Source organism: Geodermatophilus sp. SYSU D00703, from assembly GCF_054050155.1.
The window spans coordinates 17,650-38,869 of sequence record NZ_JBJGYU010000041.1; the positions used below are offsets into that span (position 1 = coordinate 17,650).

The following is a 21,220-nucleotide window of genomic DNA, read 5'->3' on the forward strand; positions in this document are numbered from 1 at the left end:
GGCGCGGAGAGCGCGTCGCTCCCACTCCGCATCAGGTGGCGGCGAGCCCCATCGGGCCGTAGACCTCCTGGTCGCCGTCGAACAGGGTGACCGTGGCCACACCGCGCTCGAGCAGGACCCGCCAGTGCTCGCCCAGCCACGACTCCGCGTCGCCCTGGTTCTCCGAGTCCGGGATCTCGACGCCCACCGACGCCGGGTCGACCTCCGCCCCCGAGGGGTCCTCCAGTCGCCAGTACCAGCCCATGCCGCCGAGGCTAGTGACCCGGCCGGCCGTTCCCGGAGTGCCACCCGGGCCGCGGGTTACCTCGGCGAGCGTCGCGGGCATGTGAGGTCATCGACCGTCCAGACCAGGACCGGAGGACCGATGACCCAGCCCACCGCGGGCGCGAGCCGCGCGACCGCACCCCCACCCGCCCCGGAGGACGCCTCGACCGGACAGCTCGTCGGCCAGCTCACCGAGCAGATCTCGCGCCTCGTCCGCGACGAGGCCCGCCTGGCCCAGGCCGAGGTCACGGAGAAGGCCAAGCGCCTCGGCGTGGGTGCGAGCCTGTTCGGTGGTGCCGGGTTGTTCGCCTTCCTCGGCACCGCGACCCTGGTGGCCACCGCCATCCTCCTGCTGGACCTCGCGCTGCCCGCCTGGGCGGCGGCGCTGATCGTCGCGGTGGTGCTGTTCGTCGTCGCCGGCGTCCTGGCCCTGATCGGGAAGAAGGACGTGCAGTCCGCCACGCCGCCGGTGCCGACCCAGGCCATCGCGAGCACCAAGGCCGACATCGCGACGGTGAAGGAGAGTGCACGACGGTGAGCACCCCTGTCGGCTCCGGGGCGGGCGACACCACGCCCCGCGACCCCGACGCCATCAAGGCCGACATCGAGGCCACCCGCGAGCAGCTCAGCCGCACCGTCGACGAGCTGTCGCACCGCCTCGACGTCCCGTCCCGCGCCAAGGAGAGTGCCTTCCGCGCCCGGGACACCGCCGTCGAGACCTACCGGGAGAGCCCGCCCGCGGTCATCGGCGCCGGCGCCGCGGTGGTCGCCCTCCTCGGCGTGCTGGTGTGGCGACGCCGCACGCGGGACGTCCGCCGCGCGAAGCGCGAGGCCAAGCGGGCCGCCAAGCAGCTCGCCGCCCGCCGCGCCGCGGCGCGGGCCGCCGCCCGGAAGGCGGCGAGGAAGACCACCAGGAGGGCCCGCCGGGCCGCGAGGAGGACGAAGTGAGCAGCAAGGGAGCCAAGCTCGCCTACCGGCCGATCGGCCTGCTCGGCGGCATCCTCGCCGGTGTCGTCTCCGGGACGATCTTCAAGCAGGTGTGGAAACGGGTCTCGCACGAGGAGGACGCGCCCGACGCGCTGCAGAGCGAGTACCGGATGCGCGAGGTCGTCCTGGCGGCGGCCCTGCAGGGCGCGATCTTCGCGGCGACCAAGGCCGCCATCGACCGGCTGGGCGCCCGCGGGTTCACCAAGCTGACCGGCAACTGGCCGGGCGACTGACGTGTCCGGCACGCGATCCCACGACAGCGCGGTCGACCGCATCCGCCAGCGGGTCGAGGAGAAGGCGGCACGCCGGGCGGCCGCCGCCGAGGCCGCCCGGCAACCCGCCGGGCAGGACGGCGGGCAGGGCGTCGGGCGGGGCACCGGCCCCGCCCCTGCTCCCCGGTCGCACGGCGGCCTCGACGAGCAGTCGCTGCCCGGCATCGGCGCGGAGAAGCCGACCCAGATCCCGCTGCGCGGTTGGAAGCAGATCGTCAAGCGGGCCTGGGCGGAGAACAAGGCCGACAACATGCCGATCATCGCCGGCGGCGTGGCCTTCTTCGGCTTCCTGGCGATCTTCCCCGCGCTGATCGCCGCGATCTCGCTGTACGGCCTGGTCGCCTCTCCGGAGACGGTGGCCCAGCAGGTCGAGGACCTCTCGGCGCAGTTGCCGGAGAGCGCCTCGGACACCATCGGGACCCAGCTCAACGCCGTCGTCCAGAACAGCGGCGGCGCGCTGACCGTCGGGCTGATCGTGTCCATCCTGGCCGCGCTGTGGAGCGCCTCCGGCGGTGTCGGCAACCTGATGACGGCGGTGAACCTGGCCTACGACGAGGTGGAGACCCGCGGCTTCGTCAAGCAGAAGGCGGTCTCGCTCCTGCTGACCTTCGGCGCCATCGTCTTCGTGCTGGTCGCGTTCGCCCTGGTCGCCGTCGTCCCGGCGGTGCTCGAGGCGCTGCCCCTGGGGGTGGTGGGGACGGTCCTCGCCCAGGTGGTCCGGTGGGTGCTGCTGCTCGGCGTCTTCGCCGGTGGACTGGCCGTCGTGTACCGGGTGGCCCCGGACCGCGACGCGCCGCGGCTGCGCTGGGTCAGTCTCGGCTCGATCGTCGTCACCGTCGCCTGGGCGATCGTCAGCGTGGGGTTCAGCTTCTACGTCGACAACTTCGGGTCCTACAACAAGACCTACGGCGCCATCGCCGGCGTCATCGTCCTGATGCTGTGGCTCTACCTCACCTGCTACCTCGTCCTGCTCGGGGCGGAGATCAACTCCGAGGCCGAGCACCAGACGGCGCAGGACACCACGGCCGGGGAACCGCGGCCGATGGGCGAGCGCGACGCGGTCGTGGCCGACACGCTCCCCGAGCGGCCCGAGCCCACCAAGGAGGACAAGGACCCGACCCGCAGGTGACCGGCGAGGCCGGGGCCCTCAGCGCACGTGCGAGGGCACGAAGGGCGGCCGCACGACCTCGACGGCCTGCGGCCGCCCGCGCACGTCCACGGCCACCTCGGTGCCCTCGGCCACGCCGGCGGCGGCGTCCAGCAGCGCGAGCGCGATGCCGGCCCGCAGCGTCGGGGAGAACGTCCCGCTGGTGACCTCCCCGATCCGGGCGCCGCGGGAGTCCACCACCGCCATGCCGGATCGGGGGATCCCCCGGCCGGTCGCCCGCAGGCCCCACAGCAGGCGCGCCGGCCCCCGCTCCTTCTCCGCCACCAGCGCCTCGCGCCCCCAGAACGCCGGCTTGCGCCACCCGACCGCCCAGCCGGCGCGGGCCTGGCCGGGGGTGATCTCGGGCGAGAGCTCGTGCCCGTGCAGCGGGTAGCCCATCTCGGTCCGCAGGGTGTCCCGGGCGCCCAGGCCGCACAGCCGCAGCCCCTCGTCCCGGCCGACGTCGACCAGCACGTCCCACAGCTCGCCGGCCTCCTGGGCGGGGACCAGCAGCTCGTAGCCGTGCTCGCCGGTGTAGCCGGTGCGACACACCGTCACCTCGGTGTGCCCGCCGCCGGTGCCGGTCACGAAGGACATGTAGGGCAGCTCGCCGGGCAGGCCGAGGAACGACAGCACCTGCGCCGACTTCGGCCCCTGGACGGCCAGGACGGCGACCTCGGTGTGCCGGTCGGTGACGGTCACGCCCGCCGGTGCGGCGTCGGTCAGCCGGGCCACCACCTCGGCGGCGTTCGCGGCGTTCGGCACCAGCAGGACGTCGTCCGGCCCGTGCAGGTAGACGATGAGGTCGTCGACGACGCCGCCGGCCCGGGGGTCGCCGTCCGGCAGGCAGCACATCGTGTACTGCGCCTGGCCCGGGCCGATGCGGGACAGGTCGTTGGTCAGGCAGGAGTCGACGAAAGCGGCCGCCCCGGGGCCGCGCACCGTGACCGTCCCGAGGTGCGAGACGTCGAACAGCCCCACCCCGGTCCGGACGGCGCCGTGCTCGGCCAGCACGCCACCGCCGGCGTACTCGATCGGCATCGTCCAGCCGCCGAAGTCGGCCATCTTGGCGCCGGCCGCGAGGTGCCGCTCGTGCAAGGGTGAGGTCCGCGGGGTCACGGTCGGCACGCTAGCGCTCGTCGCAGGCACCGGGCGGCCCCATCGCGGGGGCCCGCGCCGGGCCTGCGAGGCACGCGGGGCGAGGGCGGCCCTGCTGCAGGGGCCCACCGTGCGCCTGTGACCGGTGCGGGGGGCAGGAGCGGCCCCCCTCGCAGGGGCCCGCGCCGAGCCTGCGAGGCGTGAGGGGCGAGGGCGGCCCTCCTGCAGGGCCCACCGTGCGCCTGTGAACGGCGCGGGGGTAGGCGGCCCCCTCGCAGGGGCCCGCGCCGAGCCTGCGAGGCGTGGGGGGCGAGGGGGTCCTTCTAGGATCGAACGGTGCCGCCGACGATCACCGCCACCGACCGCCCGCTCGAGAAGCTCTCCGCCGACGCCGTCGTCGTCGGCGTCGGCAAGGGGCCCGACGGCCCGCTGTCCACGCCCGGCGCCGAGGCCGTGGACCGGCTGCTCGGCGGCCGGCTGCTGCCGGCGCTGGCCGACCTGGGTGCTCGAGGCGGCGAGGACGAGGTGACCCGCGTGGCCTCCCTCGGCCAGGGGCCGTTCCCGGTGGTCGCCGCCGTGGGTCTGGGCGCCCCGGAGACCGCCGGCGGCTACCCCGCCGAGGCGGTCCGCCGGGCCGCGGGCGCGGCCAGCCGCGCCCTGACCGGCCGCGGTTCGGTCGTCAGCCTGCTCGCCGCCGTCGGGGGGACGCCGGACGACCTGCGCCTGCACGCCGTCGGCGAGGGGCACCTCTTCGGGGCCTACGAGTTCACCGCCTACAAGTCCGCCCTCGACGGCCGGCCCACCCCGCCGCGGGAGTTCACCGTCGTCGTGCCCGACGCCGGGAGCGCGCGCGGCGCACTGGGCCGCGCCCGGGCCGTCGCCGACGCGGTGACCCTGGTCCGCGACCTGGTGAACACCCCGCCGAACGACCTGTTCCCCGCGGAGCTCGCCGACCGCGGCGCCGCCGCCGGGAAGAAGGCGGGACTGAAGGTGGAGGTGCTCGACGAGGCGGCCCTGGCGGCCGGGGGCTACGGCGGCATCCTCGCCGTCGGCGGCGGCTCGGTGCGCAAGCCCCGCCTGCTGCGGCTGACCTACTCCGGCAAGAAGGCGCGCAAGAAGATCGCGCTCGTCGGCAAGGGCATCACGTTCGACAGCGGCGGGCTGTCGATCAAGCCGGCGCTGAACATGCACCACATGACCAGCGACATGGCCGGCGCCGCCGCCGTGATCGCCACCGTCTGCCTCGTCGCGGAGCTCGGCCTGCCGGTCGAGGTCACCGCCACCGTGCCGATCGCGGAGAACCTGCCCAGCGGCACCGCCTACCGGCCGGCCGACGTGGTGACCTTCCGCAACGGCAAGAAGGCGGAGATCACCAACACCGACGCCGAGGGCCGGGTCGTGCTGGCCGACGCGATCTCGCGCGCCGCCGAGGACTCCCCGGACCACCTGCTGGAGACCTCCACCCTCACCGGGGCGCAGCTGGTCGCGCTCGGCACCCGCACCGCGGGCGTCATGGGCAGCGACGACCTGCGGGACGCCGTCGTGGCCGCCAGCCGCCGCAGCGGCGAGCCGATGTGGCCGATGCCGATGCCCGCCGAGCTGCGCAAGGGCATCGACTCCCCGGTCGCCGACTTCGTCAACGCCAACCTCGACCGGATGGGCGGCATGCTCGTCGGCGCCCACTTCCTGGCCGAGTTCGTGCCGGCGGGGCTGCCGTGGGCGCACATCGACATCGCCGGGCCCAGCTACAACACCGGGGCGCCGTGGGGCTACACGCCCAAGGGCGGCACCGGCGTCCCCGTGCGCACGCTGCTGGCCACGATCGAGGACCTCATCGCCGAGTGACGACGCCGGCCGCGGCCCGGGACCCCGGGCCGCGGCCGCCCCTGCCCGTGGGGGCCCGGGTCGTCCCGGCGCCGCTCGTCGCGGTGCCGCTCAGCCGCGGGCGTCGCGCTCGATCGGCCACCGTCGGCCCCGTCCCGGAGCTCGCCCCGAGCCTGCGAGGGGTGAGGAGGACGGGGTCCTTCGACTAGCGAGTGGTGGGGGGACGGTGGTCCTTCGACCAGTCGCGCATGCGCTGCGGGTAGCCGGTGACCTGCGCGTCGTACACCGGGACACCGAGGTCGCGGGACAGTCGGCGGGCGGTGTCCGGGCCGTCGATCCGCCGGCGGGTCCACTCGCCGTCGGCGGCGACCAGCACGATCGTCGTCTCGGTGACCGCGGTGCGCGGCTCGACGTACCCCTCCACACCGTGACGGGTCGCGACGAACTGCTCCAGGTGGGCCAGGTCCGCCCGCGCGGCGCCGCGGTCCAGCGTCGCGGGCCGGCTCCCGTCGCCCCGCCGTGCCCGGCTGCGCTTGCGCCCGAACAGCCCCATCCGTCCTCCTCGTGTCCCGAGGCGGTCCGCCTCGCACCGCGACGTCCGCGCTGGCAACGGTGCTCTCAGCCTCCGCGTTCCCGGAGTGGCAGGATGAGCCCCGGACCATCCCCCGCCCGTGTGCACGGGCGGGACACCGGCATTCGAGGAGATCTCGTGAGCGCACCCACCTCGCCCGCCGACCTGGTCATCCTCGGTGGTGGCTCGGGTGGCTACGCCGCCGCGCTGCGGGCGGCCGAGCTGGGCATGTCCGTCGTCCTGATCGAGCGCGACAAGGTCGGCGGCACGTGCCTCCACCGAGGCTGCATCCCGACCAAGGCGCTGCTGCACGCCGGTGAGGTCGCCGACCTGGCCCGCGAGGGCGAGCAGTTCGGCGTGAAGACCTCCCTGGCCGGCATCGACATGGACGGCGTCAACAGCTACAAGGACGGGGTCATCTCCCGGCTCTACAAGGGCCTGCAGGGCCTGATCAAGAGCCGCAAGATCACCTACGTCGAGGGCGAGGGCCGGCTGGTCTCCCCGACCGCCGTCGAGGCCAACGGGCAGCGCTACGAGGGCAAGCACGTCCTGCTGGCCACCGGCTCCTACGCCCGGTCGCTGCCCGGCCTGGAGATCGACGGCTCGCGGGTCATCACCAGCGACCACGCCCTGGTCATGGACCGGGTGCCCGCCTCGGCGATCATCCTGGGTGGCGGGGTCATCGGCTGCGAGTTCGCCAGCGCCTGGAAGTCCTTCGGCGTCGACGTGACCATCATCGAGGCCCTGCCGCACCTGGTCCCGCTGGAGGACGAGGCCTCCTCCAAGCTCCTGGAGCGCGCCTTCCGCCGCCGCAAGATCGGGTTCGAGCTCGGCAGCCGCTTCTCCGGCGTGCAGAGCACCGAGAACGGCGTCAAGGTCTCGCTGGAGAACGGCAAGGAGTACGAGGCGGAGCTGCTGCTCGTCGCCGTCGGCCGCGGCCCGGTCAGCCAGGGCCTCGGCTACGAGGAGGCCGGCGTGGCCATGGACCGCGGCTTCGTCCTCGTCGACGAGTACTGCCGCACCAATGTGCCGACCATCTCCGCCGTCGGCGACCTGATCCCGACCCTGCAGCTGGCCCACGTCGGCTTCGCCGAGGGCATCCTCGTCGCCGAGCGGCTCGCCGGGCTCAACCCCGCGCCGATCGACTACGCCGGCGTCCCGCGGATCACCTACTCCGACCCGGAGGTGGCCTCCGTCGGGCTCACGGAGGCGCAGGCCAAGGAGAAGTACGGCGAGGTCAAGGTCCTGAACTACGACCTCGGCGGCAACGGCCGCAGCCAGATCCTGAAGACCGCCGGCGCCGTCAAGCTCGTCCAGGCCGTCGACGGCCCGGTCGTCGGTGTGCACATGGTCGGCAGCCGGGTCGGCGAGCTCATCGCCGAGGCCCAGCTCATCTACAACTGGGAGGCCGAGGCCGACGACGTCGCCAGCCTCATCCACCCGCACCCGACGCAGAGCGAGGCGCTCGGCGAGGCGCACCTGGCGCTGGCCGGCAAGCCCCTGCACGTCCACGGCTGACCCTGATCCACCCCACACCCACCCAGCGCGCGAAGGAGCCCTCCCCCGATGCCGACGTCCGTCACCATGCCCGCCCTGGGCGAGAGCGTCACCGAGGGCACGGTCACTCGATGGCTCAAGCAGGAGGGTGAGCAGGTCGAGGCTGACGAGCCCCTCCTGGAGGTGTCGACCGACAAGGTCGACACCGAGATCCCGTCGCCGGCGGCGGGCGTCCTGACCAAGATCCTCGTCTCCGAGGACGAGACCGTCGAGGTCGGCGCCGAGCTGGCGATCATCGGCGGGGACGGCGCCGGCGCCGGCGGTCCCGCGTCGGCCGAGGACGCCGACACCGCGCCGCAGACCCCGGTCGACCAGGTCCAGGAGGCGGCTCCGGAGCCCCAGCAGGAGGCCCAGCCGGCCGCGCCGGCGCCCGCGCAGGCCTCCGGCGACGGCGCCCAGGGCGGTGGGGCCCAGGGCGGTGGCGAGGGCACCCCGGTGACCATGCCGGCGCTCGGCGAGAGCGTCACCGAGGGCACGGTGACCCGCTGGCTGAAGTCCGTCGGCGACGAGGTCACCGCGGACGAGCCGCTGCTCGAGGTCTCCACCGACAAGGTCGACACCGAGATCCCGGCGCCGGTCTCCGGCACGCTGCTGTCCATCTCGGTCAACGAGGACGAGACCGTGGAGGTCGGCGCCGAGCTGGCGGTGATCGGGGCGGCCGGCGCCTCCGGTGGCGGTGCCCCCGCGCCGGCTCCCGCGGCTCCGGAGGCGCCCGCCCAGCAGCCCGAGCCCCGTCCGCAGGAGCCGGAGACGGCGAAGCCGGCCACCGAGACCCCCGGCGCGGACTACGGCTCCAGCGGCGCGCTGCCCGCCGAGTCCCCGACGTCGGCGCCCTCCCCCGCGGCCGCGGTGGCTCCGCAGGCCCCGGCGTCCGCCCCGTCGACGCCGTCGGCGCCGACCGCCCCGGCTCCGGCGGCCGGTGGCGACGGCGGTGGCCAGTACGTCACCCCGCTGGTCCGTCGCCTGGCCGCCGAGCGCGGCGTGGACCTGTCCTCGGTCTCGGGGACGGGCGTCGGCGGCCGGATCCGCAAGCAGGACGTGCTCGCCGCCGCCGAGCAGGCCGCCGCGCCTGCCGCGGAGGCCGCTCCGGCGGCCGGGCGGGCCGCGCCGAAGCCCTCCCCCGCGGCCATGCCGGACACGTCGCTCCGCGGCCGGACCGAGAAGCTCTCCCGGCTGCGGTCGGTCATCGCCCGGCGGATGGTCGAGTCCCTGGCGGTCAGCGCCCAGCTGACCACGGTGGTCGAGGCCGACGTCACCGCGATCGCGCGGCTGCGGGACCGGGCCAAGCGGGACTTCGAGGCCCGCGAGGGCGTCAAGCTGTCCTTCCTGCCGTTCTTCGCCAAGGCGGCGGTCGAGGCACTCAAGGCCCACCCGGCCGTGAACTCCTCGATCGACCTCGAGGCCGGCACGGTGACCTATCACGACTCCGAGAACCTCGGCATCGCGGTGGACACCGAGCGGGGGCTCCTGGTGCCGGTCATCAAGGACGCCGGGGACCTGAGCCTCGGCGGCCTGTCCCGCAAGATCGCCGACCTGGCCGAGCGGACCCGCACGAACAAGGTGACCCCGGACGAGCTCGGTGGCGGCACGTTCACGCTGACCAACACCGGCAGCCGGGGCGCGCTGTTCGACACGCCGATCATCAACCAGCCGCAGGTCGCCATCCTGGGCACCGGCACCGTGGTCAAGCGCCCGGTCGTCGTCCAGGACCCCGACCTCGGTGAGGTCATCGCGGTCCGGTCGATGGTCTACCTGGCGCTGACCTACGACCACCGGATCGTCGACGGCGCCGACGCCGCCCGCTTCCTCGGAACGGTCAAGGAGCGGCTGGAGGCCGGTCAGTTCCACGGCGAGCTCGGCCTCGCCTGATCCGCACCGATCGGGGCCCCGGCGATCGCCGGGGCCCCGATCGCGTTCCGCCCCCGGGCCTGGAGGAGACAGATGAAGGTCGCGGTCACCGGCTCCTCCGGGCTGATCGGCTCCCACCTGGTCCCGCTGCTGCGCGGGGACGGTCACGACGTCCTGCGGCTGGTCCGGCGCACGCCGCGGACCGCCGACGAGCACCGGTGGGACCCCCAGCACCGGCGGATCGACCCGGCGCTGCTCGCCGACGTCGACGCGGTGGTCAACCTCGCCGGAACGCCGATCCGTCCCCGCCCCTGGACGTCGGGTTACAAGGAGCAGCTGCGGACCAGCCGCCTGGACAGCACCGACACGCTCAGCCGGGCGCTCGCCGACGCCGCCGTGGCCGACCCCGGCCGCCCGCGGGTGCTGCTGTCGGCCTCCGCGGTGGGCTACTACGGCGACACCGGCGACCGCACGGTGGAGGAGGACGCGCCCCCGGGCAGCGACTTCCTGGCCCGGCTCTGCGTCGAGTGGGAGGCGGCGACAACACCGGCGGCCGATGCCGGTGTCCGCGTGGCGCACCTGCGCACGGGCCTCGTGGTCGGTCGCGGCGCCCCGCTGGTGACGATCCTCGGGACGGTCTTCCGCGCCGGCCTGGGCGGCCGGATGGGGTCGGGCCGGCAGTACTGGCCGTGGATCAGCCTCGTCGACGAGGTCGCGGCCATCCGGTTCCTGCTCACGGCCGACGTCTCCGGCCCGGTCAACTTCACCGGGCCCACCCCGGTGACCAACGCCGAGTTCGTGCGGGAGCTGGCCCGCGTCGTCCACCGGCCGGCCGTGCTGCCGGTCCCGCGCCTGGCGCTCTCCCTGGCGCTGGGCGAGTTCGGGCGCACCGGCGTGCTGGCCGGCCAGCGGGCCGTCCCGGCGAAGCTGCGGGCCGCGGGCTTCGGCTGGACCCACGGCGACCTCGAGTCGGCCCTGCGCGCGGCACTCGACCGGGGCTGAGCTCACGCGGTCCGCTCCGCGCGCTCGATCCGCCAGCCGCCGTCGGTCTCCCGCAGCACCATCCGCACCGTCGCCTCACCGCGCCCCGCCACCGACCGCAGGGCCAGGCCCTCCTGCTGCTCGGCCCCGACCACCTCGTACGCCGGCCACCGGTCGACGACGTCCAGCGTCACCTCGCCCTGCGCCGGCTCCGTCACGAGCGACACCCGCACGACCACCGGAGCGAAGCCGCGCAGCCGCTCCCCCGCCGCCGTCAGCGCCGTCACGCTGTCCCGATCGGCGGCCAGCAGGGCGCTGTCGGTGACGTGGACCCGGTCGAGCAGGTCGGCCGACCCGGTCCGGAACGCCGCGGCTCGCGCGGCGTAGAGCTCGGCCAGCACCGCCGTCCACTCCTCGGCCGACGCGGGGCGCGGCGTCCCGTCACCCGCCGGCGACTCTCCGGCCGGCGGCGGCTCCGCCGTCGGGTCCGACGCCGCCGCCCGGCCGGTGAGCTCCGCCGGGGCCGCCGGGGAGGACCCCGTCTGCTCACCCCACGACCCGCCGAGCCACACCACCACGGCGAGGACGGCGGCGGCGACGACGGCGGCGCCTCCCACCCGGGCCGGCGCACCGCCGGCTCCCAGCCGTGCACGGACGGCGCCGAGGACCCGAGCCCCCCGGCCGGCGGGCACCTCCGGCTCGGGCGGGCGGCGGTGCCGGCCGGGGACCTGGTGCGTCAGCTCCGTCCGCGGGCCCCGGCCGGTCCGCCCCAGGTCCTCGTCGGCGACCCCGGGCGCCGGCAGCCGCACCGGCTCGGGCCGGCAGGCGTGTCGCAGGTCGAGGGCGAACGCCGCGGCCGACCCGCGCTCGTGCGGCTCGGTCGAGAGGCCCCGCGCGATGACCGCCCGGAGCTCCGGCGGGGTGTCCGGCGCCAGCTCGGCGAGGTCGGGCAGGTGCCCGTCCGCGGCGACGCGCAGCGTGTCGGCCGGGGTGGCGGCGTTCCACGGCGCGACGCCGGTGAGCGCGTGGAACGCCGCCGCGGCCACGCCGAAGACGTCCGACGCCGGGCCGGGCGCGCCACCGCGGGCCACCGTGGGGTCGACGTAGGCGGGGGTGACCTCACCCGCGGCGTCCTCCCCCAGGACCCGGGCCACCCCGAGGTCGGTGAGGACGGGCCGGCCCTCCCCGGTGAAGACGATGTTGCCGGGCGACAGGTCGCCGTGCACCACCCCGCGGTCGTGGGCGTGCGCCAGCGCCGCCGCGACCGGTGCGACCGCGGTGACGACCTCCCCCGGGCGCAGCCTCCCCCGCCGGGCGAGCAGCGCGGCGAGGCTGCCTCCGGCCAGCAGGTCGAGCACGAGGGCTACGCGCGACTGCCCGCCGCGGCGGGGCTGGTGCACCACCTCCACGAGCCGCACCAGGTGCGGGTGGTCGAGCTCGCCGAGCAGGGCCGCCTCGCGGGCCTGCCGCTCGGGATCGCCGGCGACGAGGACCTTCACCGCGACGGGGTCGCCGCCACCGCGCGGCACCGCCCGCCACACCTCCCCGAACCCGCCGCGGCCCAGGAGCTGCTCGAGCCGGTAGCCCGGGACGATCGGGGCGTCGGCGGGACCGCGCGCGGGGAGGGGCGAGGGCGTCGGCATGGCGGGCACCGTAGGCGGTGCGGCACCGTGCCCGCCGGCGTCGTCCACAGGCGCCCCGTGTGTGCGGCCGCCGCCTGTGGGGGCGACACTGGCGGGGAGCCGATCCGGCGGTGGCAGAGAACCCCGTCCGCGGAGTTCGTGGAACGTCGCCGGATCGGCGCGGTGGTCGGCTACGGGCGGCTCAGGACAACTCCTGCTGCGCGGCTCGGCGGACCGTGTCGGCGGCGAGCAGCGCCAGCGCCTCCCGGTGCCGATGGCTTCCGGCACTGACCGGCCCCCTGCCCGGCGGCGCACCGGACGGCGGACCGGCCTAGGTTCGGGAGACCGCGCCCGTCCGTTCCCGCGAGGAGCTGCCCGACCGTGCCCGCCACCGCACCGACCATCCTGGCCACGAGCATCGGCTTCGACTCGCGCGGGAGAGGGCCCTACGACTGGGCGCCCGGGCCGGTGTTCGACCTCGCCTTCGAGCTCGCCGGGGCGCCGGAGCGGCCCCGGCTGTGTTACCTGGGCACCGCCACCGGCGACGACCCGGTGCGGCTGGCCGGCGTCTACGGCGCCTTCGCGGGCAGCGGCGTCGAGGTCAGCCACCTCAGCCTGTTCACGATGCCGACGGTGCCCGACGTGCGCGCCCACCTGCTGGCCCAGGACGTCGTCTGGGTCGGCGGAGGGAGCGTGGCCAACCTGCTGGCGGTGTGGCGGGTGCACGGCCTCGACGAGGTGTTCCGGGAGGTGTGGGAGGCCGGCGTCGTCCTCGGCGGGGTGTCCGCCGGGTCGCTGTGCTGGCACGTGGGCGGCACCACCGACTCCTTCGGCCCCGACCTGCGCCCGGTCACCAACGGGCTGGGGTTGATCCCCACGTCCAACGGCGTGCACTACGACAGCGAGGAGCAGCGCCGCCCGCTCTACCACCGGCTGGTGGCCGACGGCACGCTCCCGCCGGGGCACGCGACCGACGACGGGGTGGGGCTGGTCTACCGGGGCGCCGAGCTGGTGGAGGCCGTCGCCGACCGGCCGGGCAAGGCCGCCCACCGCGTGGAGCGCGGGCCGGACGGCGCCGTCGTCGAGACCCCCCTCGAGCCCCGGCGGCTGCGCTGAGCACGGGCTTAGGGTGGACGCCGTGAGCGCGCTCGAGGTCCTCCGGCTGGGTCTGATCGACTACGAGCAGGCGTGGGCGCGGCAACGCGAGCTGCACGCCCGCGTCGTGGAGGGCACCGCGCCCGACACCCTCCTGCTGCTGGAGCACCCGCCGGTCTACACCGCCGGCAAGCGCACCGAGCCGCACGAGCGTCCGTTCGACGGCACGCCGGTCATCGACGTCGACCGCGGCGGCAAGATCACCTGGCACGGCCCGGGTCAGCTGGTCGGCTACCCCATCGTCCGGCTGGCCGACCCGGTCGACGTGGTGGCCCACGTCCGTCGCCTCGAGGCGGCCCTCATCGAGGTGTGCGCCGGCCTGGGTCTGGCCACCGAGCGGGTCGAGGGGCGCAGCGGCGTGTGGGTGCGCGCGGACGGTCGCGGCCCGGACCGGAAGGTGGCGGCCATCGGCGTCCGGGTGGCGCGCGGCGTGACGATGCACGGGTTCGCGCTCAACTGCGACCCCGACATGGCCGCGTTCAGCAACATGATCCCGTGCGGCATCGTCGACGCCGGCGCCACCTCGCTGAGCGCCGAACTGGGCCGCGACGTGGCCGTCGCGCAGGTGATCGACGCCGTCGAGGCCGCGATGCGCCGCGTGCTGACCCCCGCCGAGGTCCCCGCAGCCTGAGGCCGCGGCGCCGCCTGCGCGGCCGCCCCGGAGGGACGACCGCGGAGGGGACCCCGCTCAGCCGACGACGAAGTTGACCAGCCGCCCGGGGACGGCGATCACCCGGCGCACCGTCTTGCCGGCCAGGTGCCCGGCGACCTTCTCGTCGCCCCGCGCGGCTGCCTCGAGCGCCGCGGCGTCGGCGTCGGCCGGCACGGTCACCTGCGCGCGGACCTTGCCGTTCACCTGGACGGCGACCTGCACGGTGTCCTCGACCAGCCAGCGCTCGTCCGCCACCGGGAACGGCGCCCACGCCAGCGACGCGTCGTGGCCCAGCCGCGACCACAGCTCCTCGGCGATGTGCGGCGCCAGCGGGGCCACCATCAGCACCAGCGGCTCGGCCACTGACCGCGGCACCGGCGAGGAGGCGCCGTAGGCCTGCGTCAGGTGGTTGGTCAGCTCGGTGATCCGCGCGACGGCGATGTTGAACCGCAGCGTCGACATGCCGTCCCGCACGCCGGCGATCGCCCGGTGCAGCGCCCGGAGGGTCTCCTCCGCGGGGTCCAGGTCGTCCGCGGCACGGACCGCGCCGGTCTCCTCGTCGACGACCACCCGCCAGATCCGCTGCAGCAGCCGCTGCGAACCGACCACGGCCTTGGTCTCCCACGGCCGGGACTGCTCCAGCGGGCCGGTGGACATCTCGTACACCCGGAAGGTGTCGGCCCCGTACTGACCGATCATCTCGTCGGGCGTCACCATGTTCTTCAGGCTCTTGCCGATCTTCCCGTACTCACGGTTGACCGGCTTGCCCTCGTAGAGGAAATGCCCGTCCTGCTCCACGACGTCAGCGGCGGGCACGTAGAAGCCGCGCTCGTCGGTGTAGGCGTAGGCCGAGATGTAGCCCTGGTTGACCAGCCGCCGGAACGGCTCCTCGCTGGACACGTGGCCCAGGTCGAACAGCACCTTGTGCCAGAACCGCGCGTACAGCAGGTGCAGCACCGCGTGCTCCACGCCGCCGACGTACAGGTCCACCCCGCCGACGTCCCCGGGCTCGCGCGGGCCCAGCCAGTAGCGCTCGTTCTCGGGGTCGACCATCCGCTCGTCGTCCGCCGGGTCCAGGTAGCGCAGGTAGTACCAGCACGACCCCGCCCAGTTGGGCATCGTGTTGGTCTCCCGCCGGTACTTGCGCGGCCCGTCGCCCAGGTCCAGCTCGACCGTCGTCCAGTCGGTGGCCCGCGACAGCGGCGGCTCGGGCGCGGAGTCGGCGTCGTCGTCGTCGAACGTCTTCGGCGAGTAGTCGTCGACCTCGGGCAGCAGCACCGGCAGCATCGACGTCGGGACGGCGACGGGCAGGTCGTTCTCGTCGTAGACGATCGGGAACGGCTCGCCCCAGTAGCGCTGCCGGCTGAACAGCCAGTCGCGCAGCTTGTAGGTGGTCGTCGCCTCGCCGTGCCCGTGCTCGACCAGCCAGTCGGTGATCGTCGCGATCGCGGTGGCCTTGTCCAGGCCGTTCAGCGAGATCTCGTCGTTGGCCGAGTTGATCATCGGGCCGGCACCGGTGTACGCGCCGCCGTCGAAGTCCTCGGGCGGCTGGACGGTGCGGACGACGGGCAGCCCGAACTTCTCGGCGAACTCGAAGTCGCGGGTGTCCTCACCGGGCACCGCCATGATCGCGCCGGTCCCGTACCCCATCAGCACGTAGTCGGCGACGAACACCGGCAGCTCGCGGCCGTTGACCGGGTTGACCGCGGTCGCGCCCGTCCAGACGCCGGTCTTGTCGCGGCCCTCGGTCTGCCGCTCCAACTCCGACCGGCGGGACGCCTCGCGCCGGTAGGAGGCGACGGCCTCGGCCGGGCTCGCGGCCCCACCGGTCCAGCGGGGGTCGGCGTCCTCGGGCCAGGCGGCCGCGGTCAGCGCGTCGACCAGCGGGTGCTCCGGCGCCACCACCATGTAGGTGGCGCCGAACAGGGTGTCCGGTCGGGTCGTGAAGACCTCGATAGTCTCGTCCCCGCAGCCGAACCGGATCCGTGCACCGGTCGAGCGGCCGATCCAGTTGCGCTGCATCAGCTTCAGCGAGTCCGACCAGTCCAGCCGGTCCAGGTCGGCCAGCAGCCGGTCGGCGTAGGCGGTGATCCGCATCATCCACTGGGTCAGCGGACGCCGGAACACCGGGAAGTTGCCGCGCTCGGAGCGCCCGTCGGGCGTGACCTCCTCGTTGGACAGCACCGTGCCCAACCCGGGGCACCAGTTCACCGGCGCCTGGTGCAGGTACGCCAGCCGGTGGGCGTCGACGACCTTGCGCTTCTCGACGTCGTCCAGCTCGGCCCACGGCCGGCCGGTGTCGTTCGTGCCCGGGGCCGGCTCCCGCGTGCCGGCGTCCAGCTCGGCGACCAGCTCGTCGATCGGCCGCGCCCTGCCCGCGGACTCGTCGAACCAGGACCCGAAGATCTGCAGGAAGATCCACTGGGTCCACTTGTAGTAGCCCGGGTCGATCGTGGCGAAGCTGCGGCGGTCGTCGTGGTCGACGCCCAGCCGGCGCAGCTGCGCCTTGATCGCGGCGATGTTGGCCTCGGTGGTGATCCGCGGGTGCTGCCCGGTCTGGACGGCGTACTGCTCGGCGGGCAGGCCGAAGGCGTCGTAGCCCATGGGGTGCAGCACGTTGTCGCCGTCCATGCGGCGGAACCGGCTGGTCACGTCGGTGCCCAGGTAGCCCAGCGGGTGCCCGACGTGCAGGCCCGCACCCGAGGGGTACGGGAACATGTCCATGACGAAGCACTTGGGCCGGTCGGCGACCCGCTCGAAGCCCGCGGAGAGCCGGCCGGTCGGGTTCGGGGTGTGGAACGTCCCCTCGGCCGCCCAGCGGTCCTGCCACGCGAGCTCGATCTGCTGCGCCAGCGCCGGAGTGTACCGGTACGGGGGGACGCCCTCGCCGGCGGGTTCGGTCGTCGGCTGGCTGGCCGTCTGGCTCATCGTTCGTGCTCCCGGGGACTCGTACCGGCGGCGGACGTGAAAAGACCCCTCACAGAGGAGGGGTCGCCGTGCTGACTCGAGACGGTCAGGTCAGCACGGCCAGAGAAGGAGGAGCCGGCCGGTCACGACGACGATCCTACCGCGCGTCCGCCCTGCACCGGGGCCGTGCACGGGGTGGGCAGCGGGCGGGCACCTCATCCCGCTCACCGACGCGACGGCCACCGGGTGACGCCGGGCCGTCGTCAGGCCAGTTCGCGCTCCAGCACGTCCCGCAGCGCGGTGTTGGGCTCCCCGGGCGGCCCCTCCGAGGTCAGGTGGATGCCCATCTGGCTGCCGTGGTACTCCCAGTAGGCGAAGCTCAGGTCGTTCTCCTCGAGCAGCGCGAGCATGTCGGCGACCCAGCGGTCGCCGCCCTTGCCCGGCACCTCGAAGGCCTGGCGCACCACGCCGAACTCCATCACCGACATCGGGACGTCGTTCTCGCGCCCGAACCGCAGGTGCTGCTCCATCGCGTGCTCGAGGTAGGCCCGGTCGCGGCCGAGGAAGCCGCCCCCGGCCGCGCCGGGCGACTCGCCGTACACGTCGAGCTGGATGGTGGCCGCGCCGGCCCCGCCGACGCCCTCGCCGCGCATCCAGCCCTGCACGCGATAGCTGTTGCCCGGGGTGACCGGGAACAGGTGGCCGTCGTTGCTCCAGCCCGCGACGGCCTCCTCACCGGCGGGCGCGTCGGCGACGGCGAGGCTGGCGCCGTCCTCCACCCCCGCGGGGAGCCGCTCGAACCGTGTCGCCGCCCCGTCCCCGCCGCTGGACCACGAGTACCAGTCCAGGGTGCCGTCGGGGTCGAGGGGATCGGCCACCACCTCGCGCAGCACCGCGCCGTCCGGGCCGTGCTCGGTGACGGTGACGGCGTCGAACACCGCCGTGCCGGTCATCCCGCCGCCGGCGATGACCAGCGGCATGGCCGCCACGGCCGCCGGGGCGTCGATGGTCACGACGCCGCTGTCGTACAGCCGCCAGTCGGTGGTGCCCGCGGCCAGCGGCGGCGTGGCCAGGCCGCTGCCGGGCAGCAGCACCCGCTCGCCGGTCGGCAGGATCGTGTCGGGTTCGGGGTAGGCGCCGCCGTCCTGGATCGGTCCCTCCACCCAGGCGGCGTACTGGTGCGTGTAGTCGATGGGTTCGTAGAAGTGGAAGTCGTAGACGACGTTGTCGTCGTCGACGAGGAAGTGCGGGTCCAGACCGTCGGTGCCGTAGCGGCCGTCGACGCCGTACAGCGAGCCGACCACGAGCAGGTGGTTGGGGTCCACCGCCCGGACGGCGCCGACCAGGTCGGCCGCGAGGTCCCGCCACTGCTGCCCGTCGGAGTCCACGGTGACCGGCTCGTTGAACAGGTCGTAGGCGGCGACGGTGGGGTCGTCGGCGTACCGCTCGGCGATGTCCCGCCACATCGCCACGTTCTGCTCGCGGACCTCGGGGTCGGTCCAGACGTCGAAGCTGACCGCGTCGCTGGTGGGGTCCAGCCAGAACCCGCCGATCGGGGTGTGCAGGTCCAGCACCAGCCGCACCCCGTGCTCCCTGGCCCAGTCCAGGTTGCGGTCGAGCCACTCGAAGAAGACCTCGCGGTCCTGCGCGTACCAGTCGCCGTCGAAGGCGAAGCGGACGTCGGTGAAGCCCATCTCCGCCACGCGGGCGAAGTCCTCCTCCGCGTGGTGCGGGGAGTCGAGCAGGTCCGAGGCGTCGAGGTCGCGGTGGTAGTCGTTGGAGAAGTTGACCGCCTGCAGCCGCACCGGCTCGCCGTCCAGGACCAGCCCGTTGCCCTCGGCCCGCACGAACGACCCCGGCTCCGCCTCGCGCTCCCGCTCGGCGGTGCAGGCCCCGGCGAACAGCAGCGGGACCATCACCAACCCGGCCCTGCGACGGCCGGGACGGCGTCGGGTCCTGCTCCGCACGGGCGGTCCTCCTCGTTCGTCGGCGGGTGCCGGGACCGACGCTAGCCGCCGCCGCGCCCGCCGGGGAGTCCCTGACCTGGGGGAAGCGGGCCGCCGGGGCTCGACCTCGACCTGAGGTCGGCCCCCGCAGCCCCGTTCCGGTACGGCGACTGCAGCGGGCGGTCAGCCCAGCTGCGGCGCCACCTCCGCGGCCACCAGGTCCAGGTGGTCGAGGTCGGCGAGGTCGAGGACCTGCAGGTAGCACCGGGTGGCGCCGGCCTCGGCGTAGCGGCCCAGGACGTCGACGACCTCGGCCGGGGTGCCGGCCGCCCCGTGCTCGCGCAGCTCGTCCACCTCCCGGCCGATGGCGGCCGCCCGGCGGGCCAGCTCGGCCTCGTCCCGCCCCACGCAGAGCACGAGGGCGGAGCTGAAAACCATGGAGGCGGGGTCGCGACCGGCCTCCTGGCAGGCCTCGCGGACCCCGGCGAACAGCGCCGCGTTCTCCTCGACCGAGGCGAAGGGGACGTTGAACTCGGCCGCGTACCGTGCCGCCAGCCGCGGCGTGCGCCGCTTGCCCCGCCCGCCGACCAGGATCGGGACGCCGCCCTCCTGCACCGGCTTGGGCAGCGCCGGCGAGTCGCTGACCCGGTAGTGCTCCCCCGCGAAGGCGAACGTCTCCCCCGTCGGCGTCCCCCAGAGCCCGGCGATGACGGCGAGCTGCTCCTCGTACCGGTCGAACCGCTCCCCCAGCTCGGGGAACGGGATGCCGTAGGCCCGGTGCTCGGCCTCGTACCAGCCCGCGCCGATGCCGAGCTCGACCCGGCCGCCGCTCATCTGGTCGACCTGCGCCACGGCGATGGCCAGCGGACCGGGCAGGCGGAACGTCGCCGCCGACATCAGCGTGCCGAGCCGGATCCGGCTGGTCTCGCGGGCCAGCCCGGCGAGGGTCACCCAGGCGTCGGTCGGGCCCGGCAGGCCGTCCCCGCCCATCGTCAGGTAGTGGTCGGAGCGGAAGAAGGCGTCGAAGCCGGTCTCCTCGGTCCGCCGCGCGACGGCGAGCAGGTCGTCGTAGGTGGCTCCCTGCTGGGGCTCGGTGAAGATGCGTAGCTGCACCCGGTGACGCTATCGACGCCACTCCCGGGCCGCCGCCGGGAGATCGCTCCGGGGTGTGCCCGCCGCGACGAGCGGGCAGGATGGCCGCGACACGATCAACCGGAGGTGCATCTCGTGTTCCGCAAGAAGACGCACGGCCAGATCATCGGCGAGGAACTCCACGAGGGCTTCAGCCACATCGGGACGGCGGTGGCAGAGGCGGGCCGGGCAGCGGCGGAACAGCTCGGACCGCGCGTCGAGGCCGCCCGGGGGGCGACCGGCCCGGCCCTCGACGCGGCGAAGCTCGCCGTCGCGCCCAAGGTGGCCGCCGCGGTGGCGGTGGCGGCACCGGCGGTGGAGGCGGCCCGCGAGGCCATCACCCCGCGGGTGGAGGCCGCCCGTGAGGCCTTGTCCCCGCGCTACGAGGCCGCCGTCCCCCGCGTCACCTCGGCGGTCACCGCGGCGCAGGCCGCCGCCACCAGGGCCGCCGCCGACCTCGCCCCGCGGGTGGAGGCCGCCCGCGAGGCCGCGCACAAGGCGCTCGAGAAGGACGTCGTCCCCCGGCTGACCGCCGCCCAGGCGGCCACCCTGGCCTACGCCGCGCCGAAGGTCCTGGCCGCCCGCGAGTCGGTCAGCCCGGTGCTGGAGCACACCCGCGACTCCATCGCCGCCGGCCTGCACAACGCCATGGAGCAGCTCGAGGTCCGACGGGAGGAGCTCACCGCCACCACGGTCAAGGCCAGGAAGCAGGCGGCCAAGAAGCGGCGCGCCCTGGAGAAGAAGGCGGCCAGGACGACGACGAAGGCCAAGCGGACGGTGGGCCTGGAGCCCGAGCCCCGCCGCTGGCCGTGGGTGCTCGCCGTGCTCGCGATCGGCGCGGTCGCCTTCGCCGTCCTCCGGCGCCAGAGGAACGACGACCTGTGGACCCCCGCCCCCACCGGCGACGGTCCCGTGCCCAGCTACCGGGAGGACCCCGTGCCCAGTTCACCGAGCAACTCCGGCAAGACCGTCTCCACGGCCCAGGACACCCCGGGCGACGCCTCCCCGGAGGAGTCGGACATGGGCGTCCGCGACGCGCAGCTCGTCGAGGGCGACGGCCCGGACCTGCCCACGCCGCCCGAGGACACCACGCCGGAGCCGTACACCTCCGGTGGTGGCGCCCAGGGCCAGGGCCCGACCGCCGGCCCCCGCGACCAGCAGCCCTGACACCGTCTCCGACCGCGGGGGGGCGGGCCGGCGGGGGGGGGGGGGGGGGGGGGGGGGGGGGGGGGGGGGGGGGGGGGGGTGGGGTGGGTGG

General features: G+C 75.0%; 18 protein-coding genes. 11 read left to right on the forward strand and 7 right to left on the reverse strand.

The annotated features are described in order from the left end of the window. Positions 1-31: 31 nt before the first annotated feature. The gene (locus ACI782_RS23450; RefSeq protein WP_456912519.1) at positions 32-244 is read right to left on the reverse strand and encodes a hypothetical protein; all 213 of its coding nucleotides are present in this window, start codon (positions 242-244) and stop codon (positions 32-34) included. Between the two features lie 120 nt (positions 245-364). Between ACI782_RS23450 and ACI782_RS23455 the strand changes: the two genes are divergently transcribed. Genes ACI782_RS23455 through ACI782_RS23470 form a run of 4 tightly spaced genes read left to right on the forward strand, consistent with a single transcriptional unit; the run spans position 365 to position 2,652 of the window. Further along, positions 365-802, forward strand: coding sequence for a phage holin family protein (locus ACI782_RS23455; RefSeq protein WP_456912520.1), 438 nt, complete (start codon positions 365-367; stop codon positions 800-802). Then, on the forward strand, positions 799-1,212 hold the full coding sequence (locus ACI782_RS23460) for a DUF3618 domain-containing protein (RefSeq protein ID WP_456912521.1): 414 nt from the start codon (positions 799-801) through the stop codon (positions 1,210-1,212). Before ACI782_RS23455 ends, ACI782_RS23460 begins: the two co-directional genes overlap by 4 nt. After that, a complete protein-coding gene (locus ACI782_RS23465; RefSeq protein WP_456912522.1) occupies positions 1,209-1,484 on the forward strand; it encodes a DUF4235 domain-containing protein in 276 nt (91 codons plus the stop codon). Before ACI782_RS23460 ends, ACI782_RS23465 begins: the two co-directional genes overlap by 4 nt. 1 nt (position 1,485) lies before the next feature. Next, positions 1,486-2,652, forward strand: a complete 1,167-nt coding sequence (locus tag ACI782_RS23470; RefSeq protein ID WP_456912523.1) for a YihY/virulence factor BrkB family protein — start codon at positions 1,486-1,488, stop codon at positions 2,650-2,652. An 18-nt stretch (positions 2,653-2,670) separates the two neighbouring features. Here ACI782_RS23470 and gcvT read toward each other — a convergent pair whose 3' ends face one another. Beyond that, entirely contained in the window at positions 2,671-3,789 is a 1,119-nt protein-coding gene (gcvT, locus tag ACI782_RS23475) for a glycine cleavage system aminomethyltransferase GcvT (RefSeq protein ID WP_456912524.1), read from the reverse strand. A gap of 315 nt (positions 3,790-4,104) precedes the next feature. On the opposite strand from gcvT, the gene ACI782_RS23480 reads away from it, so the two are divergent. Beyond that, positions 4,105-5,613 carry a leucyl aminopeptidase gene (locus tag ACI782_RS23480; protein WP_456912525.1) on the forward strand — a complete coding sequence of 503 codons (1,509 nt, stop codon included), beginning with the start codon at positions 4,105-4,107 and terminating at the stop codon, positions 5,611-5,613. Positions 5,614-5,797: 184 nt separating this feature from the next. Here ACI782_RS23480 and ACI782_RS23485 read toward each other — a convergent pair whose 3' ends face one another. Further along, the gene (locus tag ACI782_RS23485) at positions 5,798-6,145 is read right to left on the reverse strand and encodes an oxidoreductase (protein ID WP_456912526.1); all 348 of its coding nucleotides are present in this window, start codon (positions 6,143-6,145) and stop codon (positions 5,798-5,800) included. Positions 6,146-6,301: 156 nt separating this feature from the next. Between ACI782_RS23485 and lpdA the strand changes: the two genes are divergently transcribed. From lpdA to ACI782_RS23500, 3 genes are all read left to right on the forward strand, one after another. Continuing rightward, positions 6,302-7,681, forward strand: a complete 1,380-nt coding sequence (lpdA, locus tag ACI782_RS23490) for a dihydrolipoyl dehydrogenase (RefSeq protein WP_456912527.1) — start codon at positions 6,302-6,304, stop codon at positions 7,679-7,681. A 48-nt stretch (positions 7,682-7,729) separates the two neighbouring features. After that, entirely contained in the window at positions 7,730-9,589 is a 1,860-nt protein-coding gene (gene sucB / locus ACI782_RS23495) for a 2-oxoglutarate dehydrogenase, E2 component, dihydrolipoamide succinyltransferase (RefSeq protein ID WP_456912528.1), read from the forward strand. A 72-nt stretch (positions 9,590-9,661) separates the two neighbouring features. Next, the gene (locus ACI782_RS23500) at positions 9,662-10,570 is read left to right on the forward strand and encodes a TIGR01777 family oxidoreductase (RefSeq protein ID WP_456912529.1); all 909 of its coding nucleotides are present in this window, start codon (positions 9,662-9,664) and stop codon (positions 10,568-10,570) included. 2 nt (positions 10,571-10,572) lie between these two features. On the opposite strand, the gene ACI782_RS23505 is transcribed toward ACI782_RS23500, so the two are convergent. Beyond that, complete coding sequence (locus tag ACI782_RS23505; protein WP_456912530.1) at positions 10,573-12,192, reverse strand: protein kinase domain-containing protein; 1,620 nt, start codon at positions 12,190-12,192, stop codon at positions 10,573-10,575. Between the two features lie 360 nt (positions 12,193-12,552). Here ACI782_RS23505 and ACI782_RS23510 point away from each other — a divergent pair, with 360 nt between their 5' ends. After that, positions 12,553-13,287 (forward strand): Type 1 glutamine amidotransferase-like domain-containing protein, encoded by a 735-nt coding sequence (locus tag ACI782_RS23510; protein WP_456912531.1) that lies wholly within the window; start codon positions 12,553-12,555, stop codon positions 13,285-13,287. A 22-nt stretch (positions 13,288-13,309) separates the two neighbouring features. Then, complete coding sequence (gene lipB, locus ACI782_RS23515; protein WP_456912532.1) at positions 13,310-13,957, forward strand: lipoyl(octanoyl) transferase LipB; 648 nt, start codon at positions 13,310-13,312, stop codon at positions 13,955-13,957. A 57-nt stretch (positions 13,958-14,014) separates the two neighbouring features. On the opposite strand, the gene leuS is transcribed toward lipB, so the two are convergent. The 3 genes from leuS to ACI782_RS23530 form a co-directional block, all read right to left on the reverse strand. Continuing rightward, a complete protein-coding gene (leuS, locus tag ACI782_RS23520) occupies positions 14,015-16,906 on the reverse strand; it encodes a leucine--tRNA ligase (RefSeq protein WP_456912533.1) in 2,892 nt (963 codons plus the stop codon). A gap of 242 nt (positions 16,907-17,148) precedes the next feature. Next, positions 17,149-18,852 carry a glycoside hydrolase family 5 protein gene (locus ACI782_RS23525; RefSeq protein WP_456912534.1) on the reverse strand — a complete coding sequence of 568 codons (1,704 nt, stop codon included), beginning with the start codon at positions 18,850-18,852 and terminating at the stop codon, positions 17,149-17,151. A gap of 162 nt (positions 18,853-19,014) precedes the next feature. Next, positions 19,015-19,944 carry an LLM class F420-dependent oxidoreductase gene (locus ACI782_RS23530; RefSeq protein WP_456912535.1) on the reverse strand — a complete coding sequence of 310 codons (930 nt, stop codon included), beginning with the start codon at positions 19,942-19,944 and terminating at the stop codon, positions 19,015-19,017. A gap of 114 nt (positions 19,945-20,058) precedes the next feature. Here ACI782_RS23530 and ACI782_RS23535 point away from each other — a divergent pair, with 114 nt between their 5' ends. Next, positions 20,059-21,129 (forward strand): hypothetical protein, encoded by a 1,071-nt coding sequence (locus ACI782_RS23535; protein WP_456912536.1) that lies wholly within the window; start codon positions 20,059-20,061, stop codon positions 21,127-21,129. Positions 21,130-21,220 lie beyond the last annotated feature (91 nt).

Bases quoted from the DNA above. Each gene is read 5' to 3' on its own strand.
- ACI782_RS23450 (WP_456912519.1), bottom strand. From the start codon at position 244: ATGGGCTGGTACTGGCGACTGGAGGACCCCTCGGGGGCGGAGGTCGAC.
- ACI782_RS23455 (WP_456912520.1), top strand. From the start codon at position 365: ATGACCCAGCCCACCGCGGGCGCGAGCCGCGCGACCGCACCCCCACCC.
- ACI782_RS23485 (WP_456912526.1), bottom strand. From the start codon at position 6,145: ATGGGGCTGTTCGGGCGCAAGCGCAGCCGGGCACGGCGGGGCGACGGG.
- sucB (WP_456912528.1), top strand. From the start codon at position 7,730: ATGCCGACGTCCGTCACCATGCCCGCCCTGGGCGAGAGCGTCACCGAG.
- ACI782_RS23500 (WP_456912529.1), top strand. From the start codon at position 9,662: ATGAAGGTCGCGGTCACCGGCTCCTCCGGGCTGATCGGCTCCCACCTG.
- ACI782_RS23505 (WP_456912530.1), bottom strand. From the start codon at position 12,192: ATGCCGACGCCCTCGCCCCTCCCCGCGCGCGGTCCCGCCGACGCCCCG.
- leuS (WP_456912533.1), bottom strand. From the start codon at position 16,906: ATGAGCCAGACGGCCAGCCAGCCGACGACCGAACCCGCCGGCGAGGGC.